Source organism: Pantoea sp. S18 (genome assembly GCF_045689705.1).
Lineage (GTDB): Bacteria > Pseudomonadota > Gammaproteobacteria > Enterobacterales > Enterobacteriaceae > Pantoea > Pantoea symbiotica.
In genome coordinates this window covers 3,177,386-3,198,360 of sequence record NZ_CP142688.1, presented here as the reverse complement: position 1 = coordinate 3,198,360, position 20,975 = coordinate 3,177,386, and the positions used below count along the sequence as shown (strand labels likewise).

The 20,975-nt window shown below is 54.2% G+C and carries 23 protein-coding genes; 16 read left to right on the top strand and 7 right to left on the bottom strand.

From position 1 onward, the window contains the following. Nucleotides 1-38 precede the first annotated feature (38 nt). Nucleotides 39-917, bottom strand: a complete 879-nt coding sequence (nadK, locus tag VIJ98_RS14765; RefSeq protein WP_323274673.1) for an NAD(+) kinase — start codon at nt 915-917, stop codon at nt 39-41. Nucleotides 918-1,039: 122 nt separating this feature from the next. On the opposite strand from nadK, the gene grpE reads away from it, so the two are divergent. After that, entirely contained in the window at nt 1,040-1,618 is a 579-nt protein-coding gene (gene grpE / locus VIJ98_RS14760; RefSeq protein ID WP_154155627.1) for a nucleotide exchange factor GrpE, read from the top strand. A 47-nt stretch (nt 1,619-1,665) separates the two neighbouring features. On the opposite strand, the gene ung is transcribed toward grpE, so the two are convergent. Beyond that, nucleotides 1,666-2,343: a uracil-DNA glycosylase gene (gene ung / locus VIJ98_RS14755; RefSeq protein WP_008101537.1), complete on the bottom strand. Its 678-nt coding sequence runs from the start codon at nt 2,341-2,343 to the stop codon at nt 1,666-1,668. Nucleotides 2,344-2,608: 265 nt separating this feature from the next. On the opposite strand from ung, the gene grcA reads away from it, so the two are divergent. Continuing rightward, complete coding sequence (grcA, locus tag VIJ98_RS14750) at nt 2,609-2,992, top strand: autonomous glycyl radical cofactor GrcA (protein ID WP_008101535.1); 384 nt, start codon at nt 2,609-2,611, stop codon at nt 2,990-2,992. 188 nt (nt 2,993-3,180) lie between these two features. On the opposite strand, the gene srmB is transcribed toward grcA, so the two are convergent. Further along, a complete protein-coding gene (gene srmB / locus VIJ98_RS14745) occupies nt 3,181-4,509 on the bottom strand; it encodes an ATP-dependent RNA helicase SrmB (protein WP_008101533.1) in 1,329 nt (442 codons plus the stop codon). 141 nt (nt 4,510-4,650) lie between these two features. Here srmB and trmN point away from each other — a divergent pair, with 141 nt between their 5' ends. Next, nucleotides 4,651-5,400, top strand: a complete 750-nt coding sequence (gene trmN, locus VIJ98_RS14740) for a tRNA(1)(Val) (adenine(37)-N(6))-methyltransferase TrmN (protein WP_179449840.1) — start codon at nt 4,651-4,653, stop codon at nt 5,398-5,400. On the opposite strand, the gene nadB is transcribed toward trmN, so the two are convergent. Next, the gene (gene nadB, locus VIJ98_RS14735; protein WP_154155631.1) at nt 5,366-7,003 is read right to left on the bottom strand and encodes an L-aspartate oxidase; all 1,638 of its coding nucleotides are present in this window, start codon (nt 7,001-7,003) and stop codon (nt 5,366-5,368) included. The two genes, trmN and nadB, sit on opposite strands and share 35 nt — an antisense overlap. 441 nt (nt 7,004-7,444) lie before the next feature. Between nadB and rpoE the strand changes: the two genes are divergently transcribed. From rpoE to acpS, 11 genes are all read left to right on the top strand, one after another. Then, nucleotides 7,445-8,023: an RNA polymerase sigma factor RpoE gene (rpoE, locus tag VIJ98_RS14730; protein ID WP_007886161.1), complete on the top strand. Its 579-nt coding sequence runs from the start codon at nt 7,445-7,447 to the stop codon at nt 8,021-8,023. 27 nt (nt 8,024-8,050) lie between these two features. Beyond that, nucleotides 8,051-8,707, top strand: a complete 657-nt coding sequence (gene rseA / locus VIJ98_RS14725) for an anti-sigma-E factor RseA (protein ID WP_008101525.1) — start codon at nt 8,051-8,053, stop codon at nt 8,705-8,707. Further along, nucleotides 8,707-9,663 carry a sigma-E factor regulatory protein RseB gene (rseB, locus tag VIJ98_RS14720; RefSeq protein WP_008101523.1) on the top strand — a complete coding sequence of 319 codons (957 nt, stop codon included), beginning with the start codon at nt 8,707-8,709 and terminating at the stop codon, nt 9,661-9,663. The genes rseA and rseB overlap by 1 nt, the downstream gene beginning before the upstream one ends. Further along, complete coding sequence (rseC, locus tag VIJ98_RS14715) at nt 9,660-10,124, top strand: SoxR-reducing system protein RseC (protein WP_008101521.1); 465 nt, start codon at nt 9,660-9,662, stop codon at nt 10,122-10,124. The genes rseB and rseC overlap by 4 nt, the downstream gene beginning before the upstream one ends. A gap of 218 nt (nt 10,125-10,342) precedes the next feature. Next, complete coding sequence (lepA, locus tag VIJ98_RS14710; protein WP_008101519.1) at nt 10,343-12,142, top strand: translation elongation factor 4; 1,800 nt, start codon at nt 10,343-10,345, stop codon at nt 12,140-12,142. A gap of 9 nt (nt 12,143-12,151) precedes the next feature. Continuing rightward, nucleotides 12,152-13,123 (top strand): signal peptidase I, encoded by a 972-nt coding sequence (gene lepB, locus VIJ98_RS14705; protein WP_154155635.1) that lies wholly within the window; start codon nt 12,152-12,154, stop codon nt 13,121-13,123. 118 nt (nt 13,124-13,241) lie between these two features. Further along, on the top strand, nt 13,242-13,922 hold the full coding sequence (rnc, locus tag VIJ98_RS14700) for a ribonuclease III (protein ID WP_036620136.1): 681 nt from the start codon (nt 13,242-13,244) through the stop codon (nt 13,920-13,922). A 49-nt stretch (nt 13,923-13,971) separates the two neighbouring features. Further along, nucleotides 13,972-14,877, top strand: coding sequence for a GTPase Era (era, locus tag VIJ98_RS14695; RefSeq protein WP_008101512.1), 906 nt, complete (start codon nt 13,972-13,974; stop codon nt 14,875-14,877). 3 nt (nt 14,878-14,880) lie between these two features. Continuing rightward, entirely contained in the window at nt 14,881-15,609 is a 729-nt protein-coding gene (gene recO / locus VIJ98_RS14690; protein WP_008101510.1) for a DNA repair protein RecO, read from the top strand. Between the two features lie 70 nt (nt 15,610-15,679). After that, nucleotides 15,680-16,411, top strand: coding sequence for a pyridoxine 5'-phosphate synthase (gene pdxJ, locus VIJ98_RS14685; protein WP_008101508.1), 732 nt, complete (start codon nt 15,680-15,682; stop codon nt 16,409-16,411). Further along, nucleotides 16,411-16,791, top strand: a complete 381-nt coding sequence (acpS, locus tag VIJ98_RS14680; protein WP_061718003.1) for a holo-ACP synthase — start codon at nt 16,411-16,413, stop codon at nt 16,789-16,791. Before pdxJ ends, acpS begins: the two co-directional genes overlap by 1 nt. 11 nt (nt 16,792-16,802) lie before the next feature. On the opposite strand, the gene VIJ98_RS14675 is transcribed toward acpS, so the two are convergent. Together VIJ98_RS14675 and VIJ98_RS14670 are read right to left on the bottom strand one after the other, a co-directional pair. After that, entirely contained in the window at nt 16,803-17,051 is a 249-nt protein-coding gene (locus tag VIJ98_RS14675) for a YfhL family 4Fe-4S dicluster ferredoxin (protein WP_008101505.1), read from the bottom strand. Between the two features lie 55 nt (nt 17,052-17,106). Beyond that, nucleotides 17,107-17,946 carry a MurR/RpiR family transcriptional regulator gene (locus VIJ98_RS14670; RefSeq protein WP_323274668.1) on the bottom strand — a complete coding sequence of 280 codons (840 nt, stop codon included), beginning with the start codon at nt 17,944-17,946 and terminating at the stop codon, nt 17,107-17,109. A 167-nt stretch (nt 17,947-18,113) separates the two neighbouring features. Here VIJ98_RS14670 and yfhb point away from each other — a divergent pair, with 167 nt between their 5' ends. Both yfhb and tadA read left to right on the top strand, forming a co-directional pair. Beyond that, nucleotides 18,114-18,752 (top strand): phosphatidylglycerophosphatase C, encoded by a 639-nt coding sequence (gene yfhb / locus VIJ98_RS14665; protein WP_008101503.1) that lies wholly within the window; start codon nt 18,114-18,116, stop codon nt 18,750-18,752. A 91-nt stretch (nt 18,753-18,843) separates the two neighbouring features. Next, a complete protein-coding gene (tadA, locus tag VIJ98_RS14660; protein WP_036647478.1) occupies nt 18,844-19,311 on the top strand; it encodes a tRNA adenosine(34) deaminase TadA in 468 nt (155 codons plus the stop codon). Here the strand turns inward: tadA and mltF are convergent. Beyond that, nucleotides 19,308-20,765 carry a membrane-bound lytic murein transglycosylase MltF gene (mltF, locus tag VIJ98_RS14655; RefSeq protein WP_008101499.1) on the bottom strand — a complete coding sequence of 486 codons (1,458 nt, stop codon included), beginning with the start codon at nt 20,763-20,765 and terminating at the stop codon, nt 19,308-19,310. The genes tadA and mltF overlap by 4 nt on opposite strands. Nucleotides 20,766-20,975 lie beyond the last annotated feature (210 nt).

Sequence of the window (20,975 nt, the reverse complement as noted above, 5' to 3'; positions counted from 1 at the left end):
CCTGGTATTTTATACAGTAAAGTGGTCAGTGCTGATTTTCAGAACAATTTTTTAGACCAACCTAACTTTGAACTTAAGGTATTAAAATAGTTGTAATTTTTAGGATGGATGAGATTGAGATGATTAGCGCTGCGGCGAATCAGGACATCTTCACCTTCCTGAATTGGCAAGGCAATCTGGCTGTCACAGCTGATCTCCAGATCGCTGCGCAGGGAAGAAAAACGCAGGCGGATGGTGCTGCTGCTGTTAATCACCAGCGGGCGCGCCGAGAGCGTGTGCGGGAACATCGGTACCAGCGTAATGGCATCCAGTGACGGCGTTAGAATGGGGCCGCCAGCCGAGAGCGAATAGGCAGTGGAACCGGTTGGCGTGGAGATGATCAAACCATCGGAGCGCTGTGAAAAGGCAAACACCTCATCAATATAGACTTCGAATTCAATCATGTGCGCGACTTTACCGGGATGCAGCACCACTTCATTGATAGCACTACCAATACGCGGCGAGCAATCTTCTTTGCACACCTGCGCCTCCAGCAGGAAGCGGCTTTCGACGAAGTAATCGCCCTGCAGCACATCGTCCAGCTGCTGCTGCGCGTTGTCCGGGTCGAGATCGGTAAGAAAACCGAGGTTGCCACGGTTAATACCAATCACTTTGATGTCATAGCGCGCCAACACGCGGGCAGCACCAAGCATGTTGCCATCGCCACCTACTACAACCGCTAAATCAGCGCGTAGACCAATATCCGCAAGGCTGCCGGTTTCGGCATTTTTCAAATCCAGTTCGCGCGCAATCTGCTGCTCGACAATCACCTCATAACCCTTTGCCGTTAGCCAGCGCCAGAGCATTTCATGGGTGGTTAACGCAGTAGGATGGCGCGGATGGCCGACAATCCCGATGCAGTTAAAGTGTTTGTTCATTTAGCGCGAGTTCCTTATAAGCCAAAACGGCCAGGCAATGTGATGGGTTTACTTGAAACCGTCAAACTGATCCCCATAATAAGCCAACCAGCGAGATGAATGTGCAAAACGCGGAGAAATTCATGAGTAGTAAAGAACAGAACACCCCAAACGAGCAAGTCTCAGACGAAATTCAACAGGATCAGCAGCACGTGGACGCAGAGACAACCGCTGAGGTGGATCCGCGTGATGAGCGTATCGCGCAACTGGAAGCCGAGTTAGCCGTGTCGCAAACCGGCGTGCGTGATGCACAGCTGCGTGCGCAGGCGGAAATCGAGAATATCCGTCGTCGTACTGAAATGGATGTGGAAAAGGCGCATAAATTTGCGCTGGAAAAATTTGCCAACGAGCTGCTGCCAGTGATCGATAGCCTGGAGCGCGCGCTGGAAGTCGCAAACAAAGATAACGCTGAACTGGCTTCGATGATTGAAGGTATCGAGCTGACGCTGAAGTCGCTGCTGGGCGCGGTGCGTAAGTTTGGCGTGGAAGTGGTTGGCGAAACCAATGTGCCATTCAATCCGGAGATCCATCAGGCGATGTCGATGATGGAATCAGAAGAGATGGCGCCAAATCACGTGCTGATGGTGATGCAGCGCGGTTACACCCTCAACGGTCGCCTGTTGCGTCCGGCGATGGTGGCAGTGACCAAAGCCAAAGGCTAATCTGTCGCTGTAATAACAACGGCCGCTTAATGCGGCCGTTTGTTTTTTCAAGGCAGCACCGGCATCCAGTCAATCGGTGACTGGCCTGATTGGCTCAGCAGCGCATTCGCCTGTGAGAAGTGTTTGCTGCCAAAAAAGCCGCGATGCGCGGAGAGCGGGGAAGGATGCGGCGCTTTCAGCACATGATGACGTTGCGTATCAATGATGCTGCCTTTCTTCTGCGCGTGCGATCCCCACAGCAAGAAAATCACCCCTTCGCGATGCTGATTGATGGCGCTGATGACGTTATCAGTGAAAGTTTCCCAGCCAAAGCGCGCGTGCGAATGCGCCTTACTGGCTTCCACCGTTAACACGGTGTTCAACAGCATCACGCCTTGCGTTGCCCAGCTTTCAAGAAAACCGTGCGTAGGGCGCACAAAGCCGGGCATATCCTGCTCCAGCTCTTTGTACATATTCAGTAATGACGGCGGGATCGCCACGCCGGGCAGCACAGAAAAGGCCAGACCATGCGCCTGATTCGGGCCGTGATAAGGATCCTGACCCAAAATCACCACTTTGATATCGCCCAGTTCGGTCAGCCGAAAGGCATTAAACACATCCTTCTGCGGCGGATACACCGTTACGCCGGCAGCGCGTTCATTGGCCACCGCTTTCAGCGTTTCCACGAAGTAAGGTTTTTCTTTCTCTTCAGCCAGCACGTCGTGCCAGGTCAGCTTCTCAGCCATCTTTGACTCCCTGCAAAATAGTGCGCCTAGCTTAACGTGTCGCACTCAACAGCAGAAGGGTAAAAATAATTTGAATCTTTACGTAAAAAGTTATCGAGTGAAGTTGTTATGAATCAAGTTGTTAGTATTTCCGCGCTCAATCGCGTTTGGACGAAATTGATACAGGTCAAAACGGCGGGTTTCTTGCAGTGATATACCACAGCATTCCAAAACCTTATGAACCTCGCTGTCCGGTTGCGACAGCGTAAAGCCCTGGAGACCTACTATGATTACCGGTATTCAAATTACTCAGGCAAATAATCCACAGCTGTTGAACTCATTCTGGCTGCTGGACGATGATAAAGCCGAAGCGCGCTGCCTGTGCGCCAAAGGGGATTTCGCGGAAGATCAGGTTGTTGCTATCAGCGACCTCGGCGAAATCGCTTACCGTGAAATTCCACTTGAGCAGAAGCCGCAAGTGCGCATCGAAGGTGGTCAGCATCTGAACGTTAACGTGCTGCGTCGCGAAACGCTGGAAGATGCCGTCAATCATCCGGAAAAATATCCGCAGTTGACCATTCGCGTATCGGGCTATGCCGTGCGCTTTAACGCGCTGACGCCAGAGCAGCAGCGTGACGTGATTACACGTACATTTACCGAAAGCCTGTAATTGCAGCGCTGACGAAAAGACACACAGCAATATAAGCCGCGTCAATGTTGATTGGCGCGGCTTTTTTTATATGGCTTGATGACAAAGAAAGGCTTCTTGAGGCCGTTTGATAGCGAAAGCGCTTTTTCGCTACGCTTAAAACAAAAAAATCGCCTCATAAGAGGCGATTAATTACAGCGAGTGCTGCTTTATTCCGCACCAGACTCTGGTGCATCGCTACCGCTTGGCTTGCGGCGTTTACCCACATTTTTGGTATCGCGATGGCGTTGTTTGACGCGCGGTTTCTCTTGTTCTTTCTCTTTACGCTCTTGACGCTTCGCAAGGGCTTTTTTCGACGGTTTTCCCGTCACTTTGGCACTTGGCGCACGGCTTTCTGGACGCAGCTCATCAATCACACGCGCTTTCAACGGCTCGTTGATGTAACGGGTGATTTTGCCCAGCAGCACGTGGTCATGCGCTTCGACCAGCGAGATTGCGGTACCTTTACGGCCTGCACGCGCGGTACGGCCGATGCGGTGCAGATAGGTATCGGCGGTGCGCGGCAAATCGTAGTTAATGACGTGCGAGATATCGTCAATGTCGATACCGCGCGCAGCAACGTCGGTGGCAATCATCACCGTAACGCGGCCATCATTCATACGTTTGATCGCTTCGTTACGGTTAACCTGCACCATTTCGCCTTCGAGATAGCTGGTGCGAATGCCGGCTTCATGAAGCCAGGTGACCAGCTCATGCAGACGCTCACGTTTACGCACAAACACGATGACGCGCGTAGCGTCTGGCTGTTTCAACAGGTGAATCAGCAGCTTGTTTTTATGCTGCAGATCGTCGGCGCGGTAATACCATTGCTGAATCTTTTTACGTTCGCTTTTGCTTGGGTCGGCTTCAATAAACACCGGCTCGTTGAGCAAGCGCTCGGCGAAGTCTTTAATGTGATCGCCTTCCAGCGTCGCTGAGAACAGCAGCGTCTGTTTGCGCCAGCGGGTTTCTGCGGCGATGGTTTCGATGTCCTGCGCAAAGCCCATATCGAGCATGCGGTCAGCTTCATCAAGAATCAGCGTTTCTACGGCGCGGCAGTCAAAGTTCTCTTCTTTGATGTACTGCAGCAAACGGCCAGTAGTCGCGACAACGATGTCCTGGTTTTCGCTGAACACTTCGGCATGGTTCATATACGCCACACCACCGGTGATGGTGGCGATATCCAGATGCGTGTGTTTAGCCAGTTCGCGCGCGTGATCGGCAACCTGCATCGCCAGTTCGCGCGTTGGGGTGATGATCAGAATGCGTGGTGGGCCTGATTTCTTGCGCGGGAAATCGAGCAAATGCTGTAAAGCGGGCAGCAAAAACGCTGCAGTTTTCCCCGTCCCGGTTGGAGCCGAACCCAGAACGTCACGGCCTTCCAGCGCGGCAGGAATGGTCTCGGCCTGAATAACAGTAGGGCGAGTAAAGCCTTTTTCCTGCAAAGCTTGTAGCAGGCTTTCGTCGAGTTCGAGTTCGGAGAATGTGGTTACGGTCATGGTCTACCTCAGTTTGGGGCGCTGATTATAGACAGAACGAATATAATCTTCATCTGTTTGTGTAGGTATTACAGGCGCAGGTGAATTCCCATCGCCACCACGTTACACTTCCGGCAGTAAAAAATTCAATGGTAGTGAAGTATGTCTCAGGACCAGCCGCAGGTGCGGCCGACGTTAAGAAAAGATGGTTTTACCTTTAAGCAATTTTTCGTGGCGCACGATCGCTGTGCGATGAAAGTCGGCACCGATGGCGTGTTAATCGGGGCCTGGGCGCCAGTAGCAGGCGCGCGTCGCATCCTCGATATTGGCTGCGGCAGCGGGTTGATAGCGCTGATGCTGGCGCAACGCACGCCCGATTCGGTAGAGATTGATGCGGTCGAACTGGAAGCCAGCGCGGCGCAACAGGCGCAGGAAAATATGCAGGCCTCGCCGTGGGCAGATCGCATTCATGTGCATCATCAGGATATTGTCAGCTGGAGCGAACAGTGTGAAAAACGCTTTTCACTCATCGTCAGCAACCCGCCGTTTTTTGCGCCCGGCATGGCAACAGGCTGTGTCGCGCGTGATACCGCACGCAGCACCGCCACGCTCGACCATCTTACGCTGCTGCGCTGTGCCGCCCAGTTGATTGAAGAAGAAGGGCTATTTTGCGTGGTGCTGCCGGCTGAAGCAGGCGAAGCATTGATTTCACTGGCGCTGGCGGATGGCTGGCATCTGCGTTATCGCTACGATGTCGCCGCCTATGCGCAGCGTCCGCCGAATCGCGTGGTGTTGGGCTTTTCTCCCTCCGCCGGCGAAACGTTGCTGGAACGTCTCGCCATTCGTGATGAAGATAAAAGCTATTCAGCCGACTGGCTCAGCCTGGTGAAAGACTTTTACCTGTTTCGCTAACTTCGGGCTGCAGGATGGTCGGTAACGCCTCATCCAGCAAATCGGGATTGTCGAGGGTAAAGTGCAGCCCTCGACTCTCCTTTCTCTCCAGCGCACAGCGCACCATCAGTTCAGCGACCTGCACCAGATTGCGCAGCTCGAGCAAATTGTTAGAGAGGCGGAAGTGCGCGTAGTACTCGTCGATCTCCTGTTGCAGCAAATTAATGCGGCGCAGTGCGCGCTCCAGACGCTTAGTGGTGCGCACAATGCCCACGTAATCCCACATGAATAGCCGCAGTTCATGCCAGTTATGCTGGATCACTACGCGTTCATCGGCATCATCAACGCGGCTTTCGTCCCACGCGGGCAGATGTTCTACCGCCGCGACGTCCGGCAAGCGTGCGATCATATCTTCAGCCGCTGACCAACCATAAACCAGGCACTCCAGCAAAGAGTTGGATGCCATACGGTTTGCGCCATGTAAGCCGGTGTAGCTCACTTCGCCTATCGCATACAGCCCATCTACGTCAGTGCGGCCTTGCTGATCGACCATCACGCCGCCGCAGGTATAATGCGCTGCTGGCACAATCGGAATCGGCTGTTTAGTGAGATCGAGGCCAAAGGTCAGCAACTTTTCGTAAATCATCGGGAAGTGCGCGCGCACAAAACTTTCTGGCTGGTGGCTAATGTCGAGATACATACAATCGACGCCCAGCCGTTTCATCTCATGGTCAATGGCGCGCGCCACAATATCGCGCGGCGCCAGCTCGGCACGCTGATCAAAGTCAGGCATAAAGCGCGTACCGTCAGGACGCAACAGCCAGGCGCCTTCACCGCGCAGTGCTTCAGTCAGCAGGAAGTTTTGCGCCTGCGGATGGAATAAACAGGTGGGATGGAATTGATTGAATTCGAGGTTCGCCACGCGGCAACCGGCGCGCCATGCCATGGCAATGCCATCGCCAGACGCTACGTCCGGATTGGTGGTGTACTGATAGACTTTCGCTGCGCCGCCGGTAGCTAACACCACGGCGCGTGCGCGACAGGTTTCCACCTGTTCACGCTTGCGGTTCCAGATCCATGCGCCAACCACGCGACGCTTGCCGGGCAGGCCAAGCTTATCGGAGAGAATCAAATCCACCGCATTGGTGCGTTCGATAATGCGGATATTCGGATGGCTCAACGCCTGGCTTACCAGCGTGGTTTCCACCGCGCGGCCGGTGGCATCGGCGCTGTGCAGAATGCGGCGATGACTGTGTCCGCCTTCGCGCGTGAGGTGATAACGCGCTTCGCCATCAGCCTGCGGCTCTTTATCGAAGGCGACACCATTATCAATCAGCCACTGCACACAATGACGCGCGTTGCTGGCGATAAAGCTCACCGTATCGCGGTCGCACAAGCCTGCGCCAGCAACCAGCGTGTCTTCAACGTGTGATTCGATGCTGTCTGTTTCGTCAAACACCGCCGCAATCCCGCCCTGCGCATACAGCGTTGAGCCCTCATTCACCTGCGCTTTACTCAGCACGGTAACCTGATAATGCGGCGCTAAGCGCAGCGCTAACGATAAACCTGCCGCACCGCTGCCGACGATGAGGACATCACACTGATATTCCGGGAGAGAAGTCATGGTGTTTAATTTACTAAACAAAAGGTGGCTTGAGCATAAGCCGGGATGGGGATGCTGTGAAGTATTTTGAACAAATTGCGCGGAAAAATTATTCAGCAGAGGGAGATAATAACGTGAATTCAGTAAGTTAACTCTGAAATTAAGCACAATGTGTTTTTTATATCAAACACTCTGAAAATTCAGGTAATAAAGGTGAAAATGACGGCGTCATAAGGTACTCTGCCAGCGATTATCGGTGCCGCAAAAGACACCACCAGCGTGGCAAGTCGCTACACTGAAAGACAATCAACAACAATGATGTCGTGGTTCCGATACGGAAAAATTCTGGTCGTAGTGAACTTCAGACCATTAGGTCACTCTAAGCGCATGCTTGCTCAGAACAATGAGATGTGCTGGCAGTTCACTTACGCATAAAAAAGTTTTGGGGAGATATTACCTCGGATGAGCGAGCAGTTAACGGATCAGGTTCTCGTTGAGCGGGTTCAGAAGGGAGATCAAAAGTCCTTTAATTTACTGGTGATTCGATACCAGCATAAAGTGGCGAGCCTGGTTTCACGCTATGTTCCGTCAGGCGATGTGCCTGATGTGGTTCAGGAATCTTTTATTAAAGCGTATCGCGCACTGGAATCATTCCGTGGCGACAGCGCCTTTTATACATGGCTGTACCGCATCGCGGTCAATACAGCGAAAAATTATCTGGTTGCTCAGGGGCGACGTCCGCCATCCAGTGATGTGGATGCGATTGATGCGGAAAATTTCGAAAGTGCAGGTGCACTGAAAGAAATTTCGAACCCTGAGAACTTAATGTTGTCTGAGGAACTGAAACAAATCGTCTTTCGTACCATTGAGGCGCTTCCCGAAGATCTTCGTATGGCCATTACCCTCAGGGAATTGGATGGCCTTAGTTACGAAGAGATTGCCGTCATCATGGATTGTCCGGTCGGTACCGTACGTTCGCGTATCTTCCGTGCACGAGAGGCTATTGATAATAAAGTTCAACCGCTTATCCAACGTCAGTGATAACGGCTACTGGAAGGGTACCAAGGCATGCAGAAAGAAAAACTTTCCGCTTTAATGGATGGTGAAACTTTAGATAACGAGCTGTTGGCGTCGTTATCTAAGGATGCGGATCTTCAGCAAAGCTGGGAAAGCTACCATCTCATCCGCGACACCTTACGAGGTGATATCGGAGAAGTGCTGCATTTTGATATCTCCGCACGTGTGGCTGCGGCCATCGAAAACGAGCCGGCACGCAAAGTCACTCCGCTGATCCCTGAAGCGCAGCCTGAGCCGTCACGTTACGAGAAGATGCCGTTCTGGCGTCGCGGTGGCAGTTGGGCGGCACAGCTGACGCAAGTCGGTGTTGCTGCCTGTGTTTCACTGGCGGTGATTGTCGGTGTTCAGCACTACAACAGTTCACCAACCGGCAGCGCGACTGAGGCGTCCGATTCACCGGCATTCAACACCTTGCCGATGATGGGTAAAGCTTCTCCTGTTAGCTTAGGCGTGCCTTCTGAAGCCTTTGACACCAACAGCTCTAATCAGCAGGTGCAGGAGCAGCGTCGTCGCGTCAATGCCATGCTGCAGGATTATGAACTGCAACGTCGTCTGCATGCCGATCAGGTTCAGTTTGAGAAAAACGATCCGCAACAGGCTCAGGCTAATGTTCCCGGAAATCAGTCGTTAGGAACTCAGCAGCAGTAATGAAGCAGCTTTGGTGTGCCGTTAGCCTGCTGGCAGGCAGCCTGTTTTGCTCATCTATCGCCTCGGCGCAGACCTCTGCGTCCGGGGCGTTGTTACAACAGATGGAGCAGGCAAGCCAGAACCTCAACTACGAATTTGCCTACATCAATGTCTCGCGTCTCGGCATTGAATCTCTGCGTTATCGTCACGCGGTTATCGACAATCGTATCTTCGCCCAACTGTTGCAGATGGATGGGCCGCGCCGTGAAGTGATCCAGCGCGGAAACGACATCAGCTATTTCGAGCCGGGATTAGATCCCTTCTCGCTGCCGGGCAATCACATCATTGATGCGTTACCCGGTTTGATGTTCGCCGACTTCTCCCGTTTGGGTGAAGCCTACGATTTCATTCCGGTGGGCCGCTCGCGTATGGCCGATCAGATGTGCGAAGTGGTGCGCATCGTGTCACGTGATGGCACGCGCTACAGCTATGTAGTGTGGCTGGATGTGGATACCAAATTGCCGCTGCGTATCGATCTGCTCGATCGGGACGGTGAAACGCTGGAGCAGTTCCGCGTCATCAGCTTTGCCGTCGATGAAGGCGTGCGCAACTTGATGCAAGGGCTGGAGAAGGCCAACTTGCCGCCATCGCTGTCTTTACCGGCGGGTGACAAAGTTGAACTCAGCTGGCAGCCAGGCTGGCTCCCGGCGGGCATGAAACTGATCTCACAAAGTCGCCGTGATATCCCATCGATGAACAAAACGGTCGAATCGCGCCTGTACAGCGATGGCCTGTTTAGCTTTGCCATCAACGTTACGCCAGCAGATAAAAGCAGCAGCGTGCAGGCATTGCGCACTGGGCGTCGTACGGTGCAGACAGAAGTACGCAATAATAACGAAATCACGGTGGTGGGCGAGTTACCGCCAGCCACTGCTAAACGTATTGCGGACAGCATAGATTCGGGTTCACCAAAATGATGAGAGAATGGGCCACCGTGGTGGCGTGGAAAGAAGGCATTGCCACGCTGCACACGGAAGCGAAAACGTCTTGTAACAGCTGCTCAGCGCGTAAAGGCTGCGGCAGCCACGCGCTTAATCAGTTGGGGCCGAAAAATGCCCACGTAATGACTATCGCCAGCGCGGAGCCGTTGCAACCCGGCCAGCGCATCGAGCTAGGTATCCGCGAAAGCAGCTTGTTGGGTTCCGCTTTGCTGGTTTACATGACGCCGCTGTTTGGCCTGTTTTTAGTGGCGGGCATCTTCCAGATGCTGTTCGCCAGCGATCTGGCTGCAGCCTGTGGCGCGCTGTTGGGCGGCATTGGCGGCTTTATCGTTGCGAAAGGTGTATCCAAACTCTTCGGCGATCGCGAGGCTTTCCAGCCGGTGATTCTTAGCGTTGCGTTACCGCCTGATGCGTTGCGCGTGGAAAGCGAAGCGTGATCCCCGTTCAGGCCGCATTTGATGCGGCCTTTCTCAATCGGCTTAACCGCTGAAATCTGTTGCGATTCCCCACAGTTCCATTCTTTAACGCGCGGCGTTAACAGTGTAATATGCGTCGTCATTAATGAGGCCGACAGGGTTCCGGATAAAGCTCACTTTCCTGAATGTGTCCGTGCTCAAGTTTCCCACTGATTTTCTACGTGAAGATATTCATATAAATGAAGCACATACGAAATTTCTCCATCATCGCTCACATTGACCACGGCAAATCAACGCTCTCTGACCGTTTGATTCAAATTTGTGGTGGCCTGAGCGATCGTGAGATGGCGGCGCAGGTTCTGGACTCCATGGATCTGGAACGTGAGCGCGGCATTACCATTAAAGCGCAGAGCGTGACGCTCGATTACAAAGCGCTGAACGGTGAAACTTACCAGCTCAATTTTATCGATACTCCTGGTCACGTTGACTTCTCCTATGAAGTTTCCCGCTCGCTGGCGGCGTGTGAAGGAGCATTGCTGGTGGTCGATGCAGGGCAGGGCGTTGAAGCTCAGACGCTGGCAAACTGCTACACCGCAATGGAAATGGATCTGGAAGTGGTACCGGTACTGAACAAAATCGACCTGCCTGCCGCCGATCCAGAGCGCGTAGCGGAAGAGATTGAAGATATCGTCGGCATTGACGCGACCGATGCGGTGCGTTGCTCGGCGAAAACCGGCGTCGGCGTGCCCGACGTGCTGGAACGTCTGGTGCGTGACATTCCGCCGCCAGAAGGCGATCCTGAAGGTCCGCTGCAGGCGCTGATCATCGATTCCTGGTTCGATAACTACCTTGGTGTGGTATCGCTGATTCGTATTAAGAACGGCACGCTGCGCAAAGGCGACAAAGTTAAAGTCATGAGCTCCGGTCAAAGCTACAACGCTGACCGTCTCGGCATCTTCACGCCGAAGCGTGTTGATCGCAACGAACTGAACTGCGGTGAAGTAGGCTGGCTGGTGTGTGCGATTAAAGACATCCTCGGCGCGCCAGTGGGTGATACCTTGACCTTGCAGCGCAATCCGGCGGAGAAAGTGTTGCCTGGCTTCAAGAAAGTGAAGCCACAGGTTTACGCCGGTCTATTCCCGATCAGCTCTGACGACTATGAAGCGTTCCGTGATGCGCTGGGCAAATTGAGCCTGAACGATGCGTCACTGTTCTACGAGCCAGAGAGCTCAACGGCGCTGGGCTTCGGTTTCCGCATCGGCTTCCTCGGTCTGCTGCACATGGAGATCATTCAGGAGCGTCTGGAGCGTGAATACGATCTGGATCTGATCACCACCGCGCCAACCGTAGTGTATGAAGTGGAAACCACCGACGGCGAAACTATCTACGTTGATAGCCCGTCGAAGCTGCCACCATTGAACAATATTGCCGAACTGCGTGAGCCGATTGCGGAGTGTCACATGCTGCTGCCGCAGGAGTTCCTCGGCAACGTCATTACGCTGTGTATCGAAAAACGTGGCGTGCAGACCAACATGGTTTACCACGGCAAGCAGGTTGCGCTGACGTATGAGATTCCGATGGCGGAAGTAGTTCTCGACTTCTTCGACCGTCTGAAATCAACCTCGCGCGGTTATGCCTCGCTGGATTATAACTTCAAACGTTTCCAGACCTCTGACATGGTGCGTGTCGACGTGATGATTAACTCAGAACGTGTTGATGCGCTGGCGCTGATTACTCACCGTGATAACTCACAATATCGTGGCCGCGATCTGGTGGAGAAGATGAAAGATCTGATCCCACGTCAGCAGTTTGATATTGCGATTCAGGCGGCAATCGGCAACCACATTATCGCTCGCTCAACGGTAAAACAGCTGCGTAAAAACGTCCTGGCGAAATGCTATGGCGGTGACGTTAGCCGTAAGAAGAAACTGTTGCAGAAGCAGAAAGACGGTAAGAAGCGAATGAAGCAGGTCGGCAACGTAGAGCTGCCGCAGGAAGCATTCCTTGCCATTCTGCATGTCGGTAAAGACAGCAAATAAGGATTTTTAATGGCTAACATGTTTGCCCTGGTTTTAGTGATCGCAACACTGATCACTGGCGTTATCTGGTGTATCGATCGCTTTAAATGGGCACCGGCGCGTCGTGCGAAGCAGGCTGCTGCGCAAGCGCAGGCTGGCAACGCACTCGACAGTAAAACGCTGGCGAAAGTAGCCGCGCAGCCGGGTTGGGTTGAAACCACAGCATCGGTGTTCCCGGTGCTGGCGGTGGTATTGATCGTGCGTTCGTTTATTTTTGAGCCGTTCCAGATTCCATCGGGCTCAATGATGCCAACGCTGCTGATTGGCGACTTTATCCTCGTGGAGAAGTTTGCTTACGGCATTAAAGATCCGATTACTCAAACCACGCTGATCCCAACCGGTCATCCGCAGCGCGGTGATGTCGCGGTATTCAAATACCCGAAAGATCCTAGCGTGGATTACATCAAGCGCGTGATTGGCTTGCCGGGCGACAAAGTGGTATTTGATCCTTACAGCAAAACCCTGACCATCAATCCGGGTTGCAGCAGCGGCAATTGCGACACGGCGCTGCCGGTGACTTACACTAACGTTGAGCCAAGCAATTTCATTCAGACCTTCAGCGGCTTTGATGGCAATGAAACCGGCAACGGCTTCTTCCAGGCGCCGCAGGGCGAAACCATGAAGGGCGGCCTGCGTCTCGGCACCCGTAAAGAGACATTGGGCAGCGTAACGCACGATATCTTGCTGGTAAACGAAGCGCAAAGTCAGGCAAGCATGTATTATCAGCAGCCGGGCCAGCCGCAATCGACCTGGATTGTGCCGCAAGGGCAGTATTTCATGATGGGCGATAACCGCGATAACAGCGCCGACAGCCGCTACTGGGGCTTTGTGCCCGAGAAGAATCTGGTAGGTAAAGCGGTGGCTATCTGGATGAGCTTCGAGAAACAAGAAGGACAGTGGCCGACCGGCGTGCGCTTTAGCCGCATTGGTGGGATTCACTAATTAGCTTCAAAAAAGGTTGGCCTCTCTTTCGGGAGGCCAGTGCACACCAAACAGAACAGGTTGGAACCTCAGCCCTGTTTCGTATGCAGTGATAGACGCACAGAACAACTGGAATAGCATGAACCCCATCGTCATTAACAAGCTGCAGCGCAAACTGGGCTACACTTTTACTCATCCGGATTTATTGCAGCAGGCACTGACGCATCGTAGCGCCAGCAGCAAACACAACGAACGTCTTGAATTTCTTGGCGATTCTATTCTCAGCTACGTGATCGCCAATGCGCTCTATCACCGCTTCCCGCGCGTGGACGAAGGCGACATGAGCCGCATGCGTGCCACCTTGGTGCGCGGCAATACGCTGGCGGAGATGGCGCGAGAGTTCGACCTTGGCGAATGTTTGCGCCTCGGTCCGGGCGAGCTGAAAAGCGGCGGTTTCCGTCGTGAATCGATTCTTGCGGATACCGTTGAAGCCTTAATTGGCGGCATCTTCCTCGATAGCAGCATTCAAACCGTCGAAAAGTTAATTCTCGACTGGTATCACTCGCGACTGGAACAGATCAGTCCGGGCGATAAACAAAAAGATCCGAAAACGCGCCTGCAGGAGTATTTGCAGGGACGTCATCTGCCGCTGCCATCGTATTTGGTGGTGCAGGTGCGTGGCGAAGCCCACGATCAGGAATTCACCATTCACTGTCAGGTGAGTGGCATGGCAGAACCGGTGGTGGGCATTGGCTCCAGCCGCCGTAAAGCCGAGCAAGCAGCCGCCGAACAGGCGTTAATTAAGCTTGGCCTCGAATAAATAGTCACATCGCAGCGTCGAAAGCGACGCTGCCCAAGTCAGGACTCGAATGAGCGAACTCGAAACATATAGCGGCTTTGTCGCGATTGTAGGCCGACCAAACGTCGGTAAATCCACTTTGCTGAACCAGTTGCTGGGGCAGAAAGTGTCGATCACTTCACGCAAGCCGCAAACCACGCGTCACCGCATCATGGGTATCCACACCGAAGGCGCTTACCAGGCGATCTACGTGGATACACCAGGGCTGCACATGGAAGAGAAGCGGGCGATCAACCGCCTGATGAACCGTGCTGCTAGCAGCTCCATTGGTGATGTTGAGCTGGTAATTTTTGTGGTTGAAGGCACGCGCTGGACGCCAGACGACGAGATGGTGCTCAACAAGCTGCGTGATAACAAAGTTCCTGTGGTATTGGCGATCAATAAAGTCGACAACATTCAGGACAAGAGCATTCTGTTGCCGCATCTGCAGTTCCTTAGCCAGCAGATGAACTTCCTCGAAATCGTTCCGATCTCAGCGGAAAGCGGCAAAAACGTAGATGCTATTGCGGCGATTGCGCGCAAATGCCTGCCAAAATCTGAGCATCATTTCCCGGAAGATTATGTCACTGACCGCTCACAGCGCTTTATGGCGTCTGAGATCATCCGTGAAAAATTGATGCGCTTCCTTGGCGCTGAGCTGCCTTACTCCGTTACCGTAGAAATTGAGCAGTTTGTGTCTAACGATCGCGGCGGTTACGACATCAATGGCTTGATCCTCGTTGAGCGCGAAGGCCAGAAGAAGATGGTCATTGGCAATAAAGGCGCCAAGATCAAAACCATCGGCATTGAATCGCGTAAAGACATGGAAGAGATGTTTGAAGCGAAAGTGCATCTCGAGCTGTGGGTTAAAGTGAAATCTGGCTGGGCGGACGATGAACGTGCGCTGCGCAGCTTAGGTTACTCTGACGAAGGTTAATTGATGGAAGGCTGGCAACGCGCCTTTGTGCTGCACAGTCGCCCTTACAGCGAAACCAGCCTGCTTCTCGATCTGTTCAGCGAAAGTGAAGGGCGCGTCCGCGTCCTTGCCAAAGGCGCCCGCTCGCGCCGCTCCCAACTGAAAGGTGCACTGCAACCCTTTACGCCACTGCTGGTGCGCTGGGGCGGACGCGGTGACGTCAAAACGCTGCGCAATGCCGAAGCCGTTTCACTGGCATTGCCGCTCAGCGGCATCACGCTTTATTGCGGGCTCTACGTCAACGAACTGCTGTCGCGCGTGCTGGAGCAGCAAATTCCCTTCTCTGACATGTTCTTCGATTACCTGAATTGCATCCAAACGCTGGCGGCAGGCAACGGCTCGCCTGAACCGGCGCTGCGCCGCTTTGAGCTGGCGCTACTCGGGCATCTCGGCTACGGCGTGGATTTTCTGCATTGCGCCGGCAGCGGGGAAGAGGTTGCTGACGGCATGACCTACAGCTACCGGGAAGAGAAGGGCTTTATCGCCAGTTTGGTGGTCAATCAGCGCAGCTTTACCGGCCGCCAGCTGCGGGCGTTGTGGGAACGCGAATTCCCGGATGCTGATACGCTGCGCGCCGCTAAACGCTTTACGCGCATGGCGCTGAAGCCCTATCTTGGCGGCAAACCGCTGAAGAGTCAGGAACTGTTTCGCCAGTTTGTGCCAAAAAAGAAACCAGATGTGGCAAACGATTAGCGCTGGTCGTACCGCCTGATATATTCAGCGCGGTACACTGCAAACACACTGAACACATTTAAGGATTGTCATGGCTGAGTTGCTGTTAGGCGTCAACATTGACCACATTGCCACCGTTCGTAACGCTCGTGGCACAAACTATCCCGATCCGGTGCAGGCCGCGTTTGTTGCTGAGCAGGCCGGCGCCGACGGTATTACCGTGCATCTGCGTGAAGATCGCCGCCACATCACCGATCGCGATGTGCGCATTCTGCGTGACACCATCCAGACGCGCATGAATCTGGAGATGGCGGTCACTGACGAGATGATCGACATTGCCTGCGAAATCAAGCCGCACTTCGTTTGCCTGGTGCCAGAAAAGCGTCAGGAAGTGACCACCGAAGGCGGGCTGGATGTGGCGGGTCAGCAGGATAAAATCAATGCGGCGGTGCGCCTGTTGAGCGACGCCGGCATTCTGGTTTCACTGTTTATCGATGCCGATCACCGCCAGATTGAAGCAGCGGTTACCAGCGGCGCGCCTTATATCGAAATTCACACCGGCGCTTATGCCGAAGCACCCGAAGGTCTCGAGCGTCAGGCTGAGCTGTCACGCATCCGTAAAGCCGCGACTTTCGCCGCCAGCCTTGGCCTGAAGGTGAATGCCGGGCACGGTTTGACCTACCACAACGTGCAGCCGATTGCTGAACTGCCGGAAATGCACGAGCTGAATATCGGCCATGCGATTATTGGTCGCGCGCTGTTCAGCGGTCTGGCCGATGCGGTCAGTGAAATGAAGCAGCTGATGCGGGAAGCGCGTCGCTAATGGCAATTCTCGGACTTGGCAGCGATATCGTAGAGATTGAGCGCATTGCAGGCGTCATTGAGCGCTCCGGCGACCGTCTGGCGCGCCGCGTATTGAGCGAAGCCGAGTGGCAACAATATCAGGCGCACCAGCAACCGGTGCGCTTTCTTGCCAAACGTTTTGCGGTGAAAGAGGCGGCAGCAAAAGCCTTCGGCACCGGCATTCGCGGTGGCCTGGCCTTCAATCAGTTCGAAGTGTACAACGATGCGCTGGGCAAGCCGGGATTACGTTTCTTTGAGCAGGCCAAAGTGATTGCCAGCCAGCTCGGCGTGAAGCACGTGCATGTGACGTTAGCGGATGAACGCCATTACGCCTGCGCAACGGTGATTATCGAGAACTAGTTTATCGAGAACTAAGGGTGCAACACCACGAACTTCTCCCACAGCGCCTCGCGGCTTTCCGGGTGCTGTGGATCGAGAATAATGGTGTTATCAATCGGGCAGACGCTTTGGCAGGTCGGCACATCATAATGGCCCACGCACTCGGTGCAGCGGTCGACATCAATCTCATAGATCGCATCGCCTAAGCTGATTGCCTGGTTTGGGCATTCAGGTTCGCACATATCGCAATTGATGCATTTAGTGGTGATGAGCAGGGCCATAGCAGAAGTCCAATAACAGCAGAAAAGGCGCGGGTATTATACGCGCCTCATCTCATCAGACCAGCTTTTTCACCAACTCTTCGCTGTGGCGGATGTGGCTGGAGGCGCGTTCGGGATCGTTTTGTACCAGCGCCATAAACAGCAGATCGGTCAGCGCCAGCTGCGCGCTGGTCGACGAGATCGCTGCACTGCGCGTGCTCTGCTCTTCCGCCACGGTGTAGAGGCACACCGTAGCGCACTGCTGCAGAGCATTCGGCGTAAAACCAGTAAAGGCCAGCACATCGGCACCAACTTGCGCCGCTTCCTGCGCCGCCAGATTGATTTCGCGGCGTTCGCCAGTATAGGAGATCGCCAGCAGCACATCGCCTGGCGCCATCGCTTGCACGCTGGCAAGCAAGGCGTGCATATCCTGTTCCGCCACCGCATTGATGCCAATCTTCATCAGCTTCCACGAAAAATCTTTCGCCACTAAACCGGACGCACCGATGCCAACCAGCAAAATACGATTGGCGTTTTTCAGCAGCTGTAAGGTTTGCAGCAGCTTCTCTTCGCTGTTGATATCCAGCGTGGCGCGGATCGCTGAGATCTTCTCGCTCAGCAGCTTTTCACCGACCACTTTCAGCGGATCGTCGCTGAAAATATGGTTATGCACGGTGATCGCATCGCGATCGGCCATCGACTCGCTCAGCGCCAGCTTCAGCGCCGGAAAGCCTTTATAGCCCAGCTTCTGGGCGAACTTCACCACGCTGGATTGGCTAACGCCCGATTCCTCGGCGAGTTTTTGTGAACTGAGATGCCGTGCACGATCCGGCTGCGACAGCAAAAAATCCGCCAGCCGACGCTCATTTAGCGCCAGTCGAGGGTAGAGCTGACGAATGCGCAGCAATGAACTCATGGTTCGATCCTTAATTCCTTTATCCGCAAACATCGCGTAAACGCGAAGAATAAACTATTCAAATGGCATTGTAGTCATTGGAATTAAAAATAGCAGCTTTCGCCTCGAACGCCGAAGCTGGCTACACTGTAGTGCAGAAACCGCGAAGGATAGAGAAGGAGTGCTGTTTGACAAAGGGTACACAACGACGCGTGGTGTTTTTCGATCTCGATGGCACGCTGCATCAGCAAGACATGTTTGGCACCTTTATGCGCTATTTGCTGCGACGTCAGCCGATCAATCTGCTGCTGGTGGTGCCGCTGTTGCCGGTGATCGGTCTTGGGATGCTGTTCAAAGGCCGCGCCGCACGCTGGCCGATGAGCTTATTACTGTGGGCGATTACCTTCGGCCATAGCGAAACACGCCTGCGCCAGCGTGAGGCTGAATTCGCCGAGTGGTTCCGCCAGCGTGTTACCGCGTTTCCGGTGGTACAGCAGCGGCTTACCGACTATCTCAGCAGTAACGATGCCGATGTCTGGCTGATTACCGGTTCGCCGCAGTCGCTGGTGGAGCAAGTCTATTTCGATTCGGCATTTTTACCGCGCGTGCAGCTGATCGCCAGCCAGATGAAGCCGGGACGTGGCGGACGTTTGCTGTCGATGCGCTGTCTCGGCCATGAAAAGGTGGCGCAGCTGGAGGAAAAAATCGGCACGCCTCTTCAACTGTATAGCGGCTACAGCGACAGCAAACAGGACAACCCGCTGCTGTTCTTTTGTCAGCATCGCTGGCGCGTCACGCCAAGCGGTGAGCTGCAACAGCTGGAATAACGCTTCGATTCCAGCAGCAGCATCGCTATAATGCGCCGCCTTAAATGTCCGCAGGAGTTGCCCGGTGAACCCACAAACTGATGAATATTGGATGCGTTATGCGCTGGAACTGGCGAAGCGCGCGTGGGAGCAGGGCGAAGTGCCGGTCGGTGCGGTGCTGGTGCAGGGCGACAAGGTGATTGGCGAAGGCTGGAATCGGCCGATTGGTCAGCACGATCCTACCGCGCATGCCGAAATCATGGCGCTGCGTCAGGGCGGCAAAGTACTGGAAAACTATCGTCTGCTGGATACCACGCTGTACGTCACGCTGGAACCCTGTGTGATGTGCGCTGGTGCGATGGTGCACAGCCGCATCACGCGGCTGGTGTATGGCGCTAAAGATGAGAAAACCGGCGCGGCCGGTTCACTGCTGGATGTGATTGGTCATCCTGGCATGAATCATCAAATTCAGATTGATTGCGGCGTGCTGGCGGAAGAGTGTGCCGGGATGCTGAGTGATTTCTTCCGCATGCGTCGCGAGCAGAAGAAGGCGCTGCGTCAGGCGCAGCGCACCGGTTAATTCATCGCAATTTTCGGTTCGACTGCCGGGTAACCGGCGCCTAATTCCGCTTCCAGCGCCGACTGCTGCGCTAAACGCTTCTCCTGCTCCTGCAAATATCCCACCAAACTGATCTGATACTTACGGATGTTCTCAACATAGTTATAGGCTTCGTGGCCGCGCGCGTAGCCGTAGGTGGTTTGCGTGTAGTAGCGCTTCTGGCTCAGCATCGGCAAACGCAGCTTCACGTCGGCCCAGCTGTCCGGATTGCCGCCCTGTTTCGCCGTTAGCTTGCGTACATCCAGCATGTGCGCGTAGCCCATGTTATACGCCGCCAGCGCGAACCAGATACGTTCATCCTCCGGAATGGTCTCCGGCACTTTCTCCATCATGCGCTTGAGATATTCGCTGCCGCCACGAATGCTCTGTTCGGGATCGAGGCGATCGTCAACGTCAAGGCTATCGGCGGTATTGCGCGTCAGCATCATCATGCCACGCACGCCGGTTGGCGACGTAGCCTGCGGATTCCAGTGCGATTCCTGATAAGAGATTGCCGCCAGTAAACGCCAATCCATGCTGGCGGAATATTTCTCAAACAGCGGTTTGATATCCGGCAGCGTGTTATCAATGGCGCGCAGGAAGGTGCGGGTATCAACGTAATCGAAGGTGCCAACGTGGCCGAGATACTTCTCTTCCAGTCGCGCCATGGTGCCTTCCTCGCCCATCTGGCTGTAGAAGTCGAGCATCGCCGCGCTGAGGCTGTCGTCATCGTTACGCGGCAAATACCAGGTTACCGGCTCTTCATCGGTCACATCAAACGCCACCGCCAGTTGCGGATGAATGCGCTGCAGCAGGCCGATGGTGACCGAATCGCCCACCGTGTAATCGAGTTTGCCGTCGGCAACCGCTTCAAGCAGTGCTTTCTGGCCCTGATCGGTGGAGATCGCCCAGTCGAGATCGGGATAGCTGTCAGCTTTGGCGGAACGTAAAGTTGACAGATATGCCGAACCGGACTGCACAATCAGGCGGCCTTTGAGATCGCCGAGATTCTTCGGCCGGGGCTTATCAATGCGGTACACCAGCTGCTGCGACACCGAATAGTAGCTCGGGCCACTTTGGTAGTGCGCGAGGCGCTCGCTGTTGTAAATCAGACCGGCAGCCAGCAAATCTGCTTTACCGTCATCGAGGTCGTCAAACAGGTCGCCAAGGTTAGGACGCACCTCAACTTCCAGTTTCACGCCCAGGTAATCGGCGAAGCGCTTCGCCAGCTCGTAATCCATACCGGCTGGTGCATTGTTAATGGTGTAGTAAGTCAGCGGAGAGTTAACGGTACTGATGCGCAGCACTCCGCGTGATTTGATCTGTGATAGCGCGTCTGTTCCGCCCCCGTACCACGGGATGGAAGGCCACAATGCTAGCGCAAGCAGCACGGTGATCAGACCGATAAACAGATAGTTTATTTTTAGGCGTTTCAAATAGTTGTCTCGTAATGGCTCACAGGCCTCTGTCTTTTAAAGGCAGTATTTATGTTGTTTTAACTCCCAGAGCGAGGGGCATTTTGCGCAACAAAAAGGGGCAGGGCAACTTTTATAGCAAGAATTGTGCAAAATTCAGCCAAACGCCAGGTGCCAGAATTTATGCGCAAACGGTTTCGTAACCCGTGCTGTTTCTCTATAATACCGCCC

What these genes read in the sequence shown, in the direction of transcription:
- lepB (WP_154155635.1), top strand. Translation starts at nt 12,152, where the DNA reads ATGGCTAACATGTTTGCCCTGGTTTTAGTGATCGCAACACTGATCACT.
- lepA (WP_008101519.1), top strand. Translation starts at nt 10,343, where the DNA reads ATGAAGCACATACGAAATTTCTCCATCATCGCTCACATTGACCACGGC.
- tadA (WP_036647478.1), top strand. Translation starts at nt 18,844, where the DNA reads ATGCGTTATGCGCTGGAACTGGCGAAGCGCGCGTGGGAGCAGGGCGAA.
- rseB (WP_008101523.1), top strand. Translation starts at nt 8,707, where the DNA reads ATGAAGCAGCTTTGGTGTGCCGTTAGCCTGCTGGCAGGCAGCCTGTTT.
- grpE (WP_154155627.1), top strand. Translation starts at nt 1,040, where the DNA reads ATGAGTAGTAAAGAACAGAACACCCCAAACGAGCAAGTCTCAGACGAA.
- recO (WP_008101510.1), top strand. Translation starts at nt 14,881, where the DNA reads ATGGAAGGCTGGCAACGCGCCTTTGTGCTGCACAGTCGCCCTTACAGC.
- rpoE (WP_007886161.1), top strand. Translation starts at nt 7,445, where the DNA reads ATGAGCGAGCAGTTAACGGATCAGGTTCTCGTTGAGCGGGTTCAGAAG.
- rnc (WP_036620136.1), top strand. Translation starts at nt 13,242, where the DNA reads ATGAACCCCATCGTCATTAACAAGCTGCAGCGCAAACTGGGCTACACT.
- pdxJ (WP_008101508.1), top strand. Translation starts at nt 15,680, where the DNA reads ATGGCTGAGTTGCTGTTAGGCGTCAACATTGACCACATTGCCACCGTT.
- VIJ98_RS14675 (WP_008101505.1), bottom strand. Translation starts at nt 17,051, where the DNA reads ATGGCCCTGCTCATCACCACTAAATGCATCAATTGCGATATGTGCGAA.
- VIJ98_RS14670 (WP_323274668.1), bottom strand. Translation starts at nt 17,946, where the DNA reads ATGAGTTCATTGCTGCGCATTCGTCAGCTCTACCCTCGACTGGCGCTA.
- rseA (WP_008101525.1), top strand. Translation starts at nt 8,051, where the DNA reads ATGCAGAAAGAAAAACTTTCCGCTTTAATGGATGGTGAAACTTTAGAT.
- nadK (WP_323274673.1), bottom strand. Translation starts at nt 917, where the DNA reads ATGAACAAACACTTTAACTGCATCGGGATTGTCGGCCATCCGCGCCAT.
- trmN (WP_179449840.1), top strand. Translation starts at nt 4,651, where the DNA reads ATGTCTCAGGACCAGCCGCAGGTGCGGCCGACGTTAAGAAAAGATGGT.
- srmB (WP_008101533.1), bottom strand. Translation starts at nt 4,509, where the DNA reads ATGACCGTAACCACATTCTCCGAACTCGAACTCGACGAAAGCCTGCTA.
- nadB (WP_154155631.1), bottom strand. Translation starts at nt 7,003, where the DNA reads ATGACTTCTCTCCCGGAATATCAGTGTGATGTCCTCATCGTCGGCAGC.
- ung (WP_008101537.1), bottom strand. Translation starts at nt 2,343, where the DNA reads ATGGCTGAGAAGCTGACCTGGCACGACGTGCTGGCTGAAGAGAAAGAA.
- rseC (WP_008101521.1), top strand. Translation starts at nt 9,660, where the DNA reads ATGATGAGAGAATGGGCCACCGTGGTGGCGTGGAAAGAAGGCATTGCC.
- grcA (WP_008101535.1), top strand. Translation starts at nt 2,609, where the DNA reads ATGATTACCGGTATTCAAATTACTCAGGCAAATAATCCACAGCTGTTG.
- acpS (WP_061718003.1), top strand. Translation starts at nt 16,411, where the DNA reads ATGGCAATTCTCGGACTTGGCAGCGATATCGTAGAGATTGAGCGCATT.
- era (WP_008101512.1), top strand. Translation starts at nt 13,972, where the DNA reads ATGAGCGAACTCGAAACATATAGCGGCTTTGTCGCGATTGTAGGCCGA.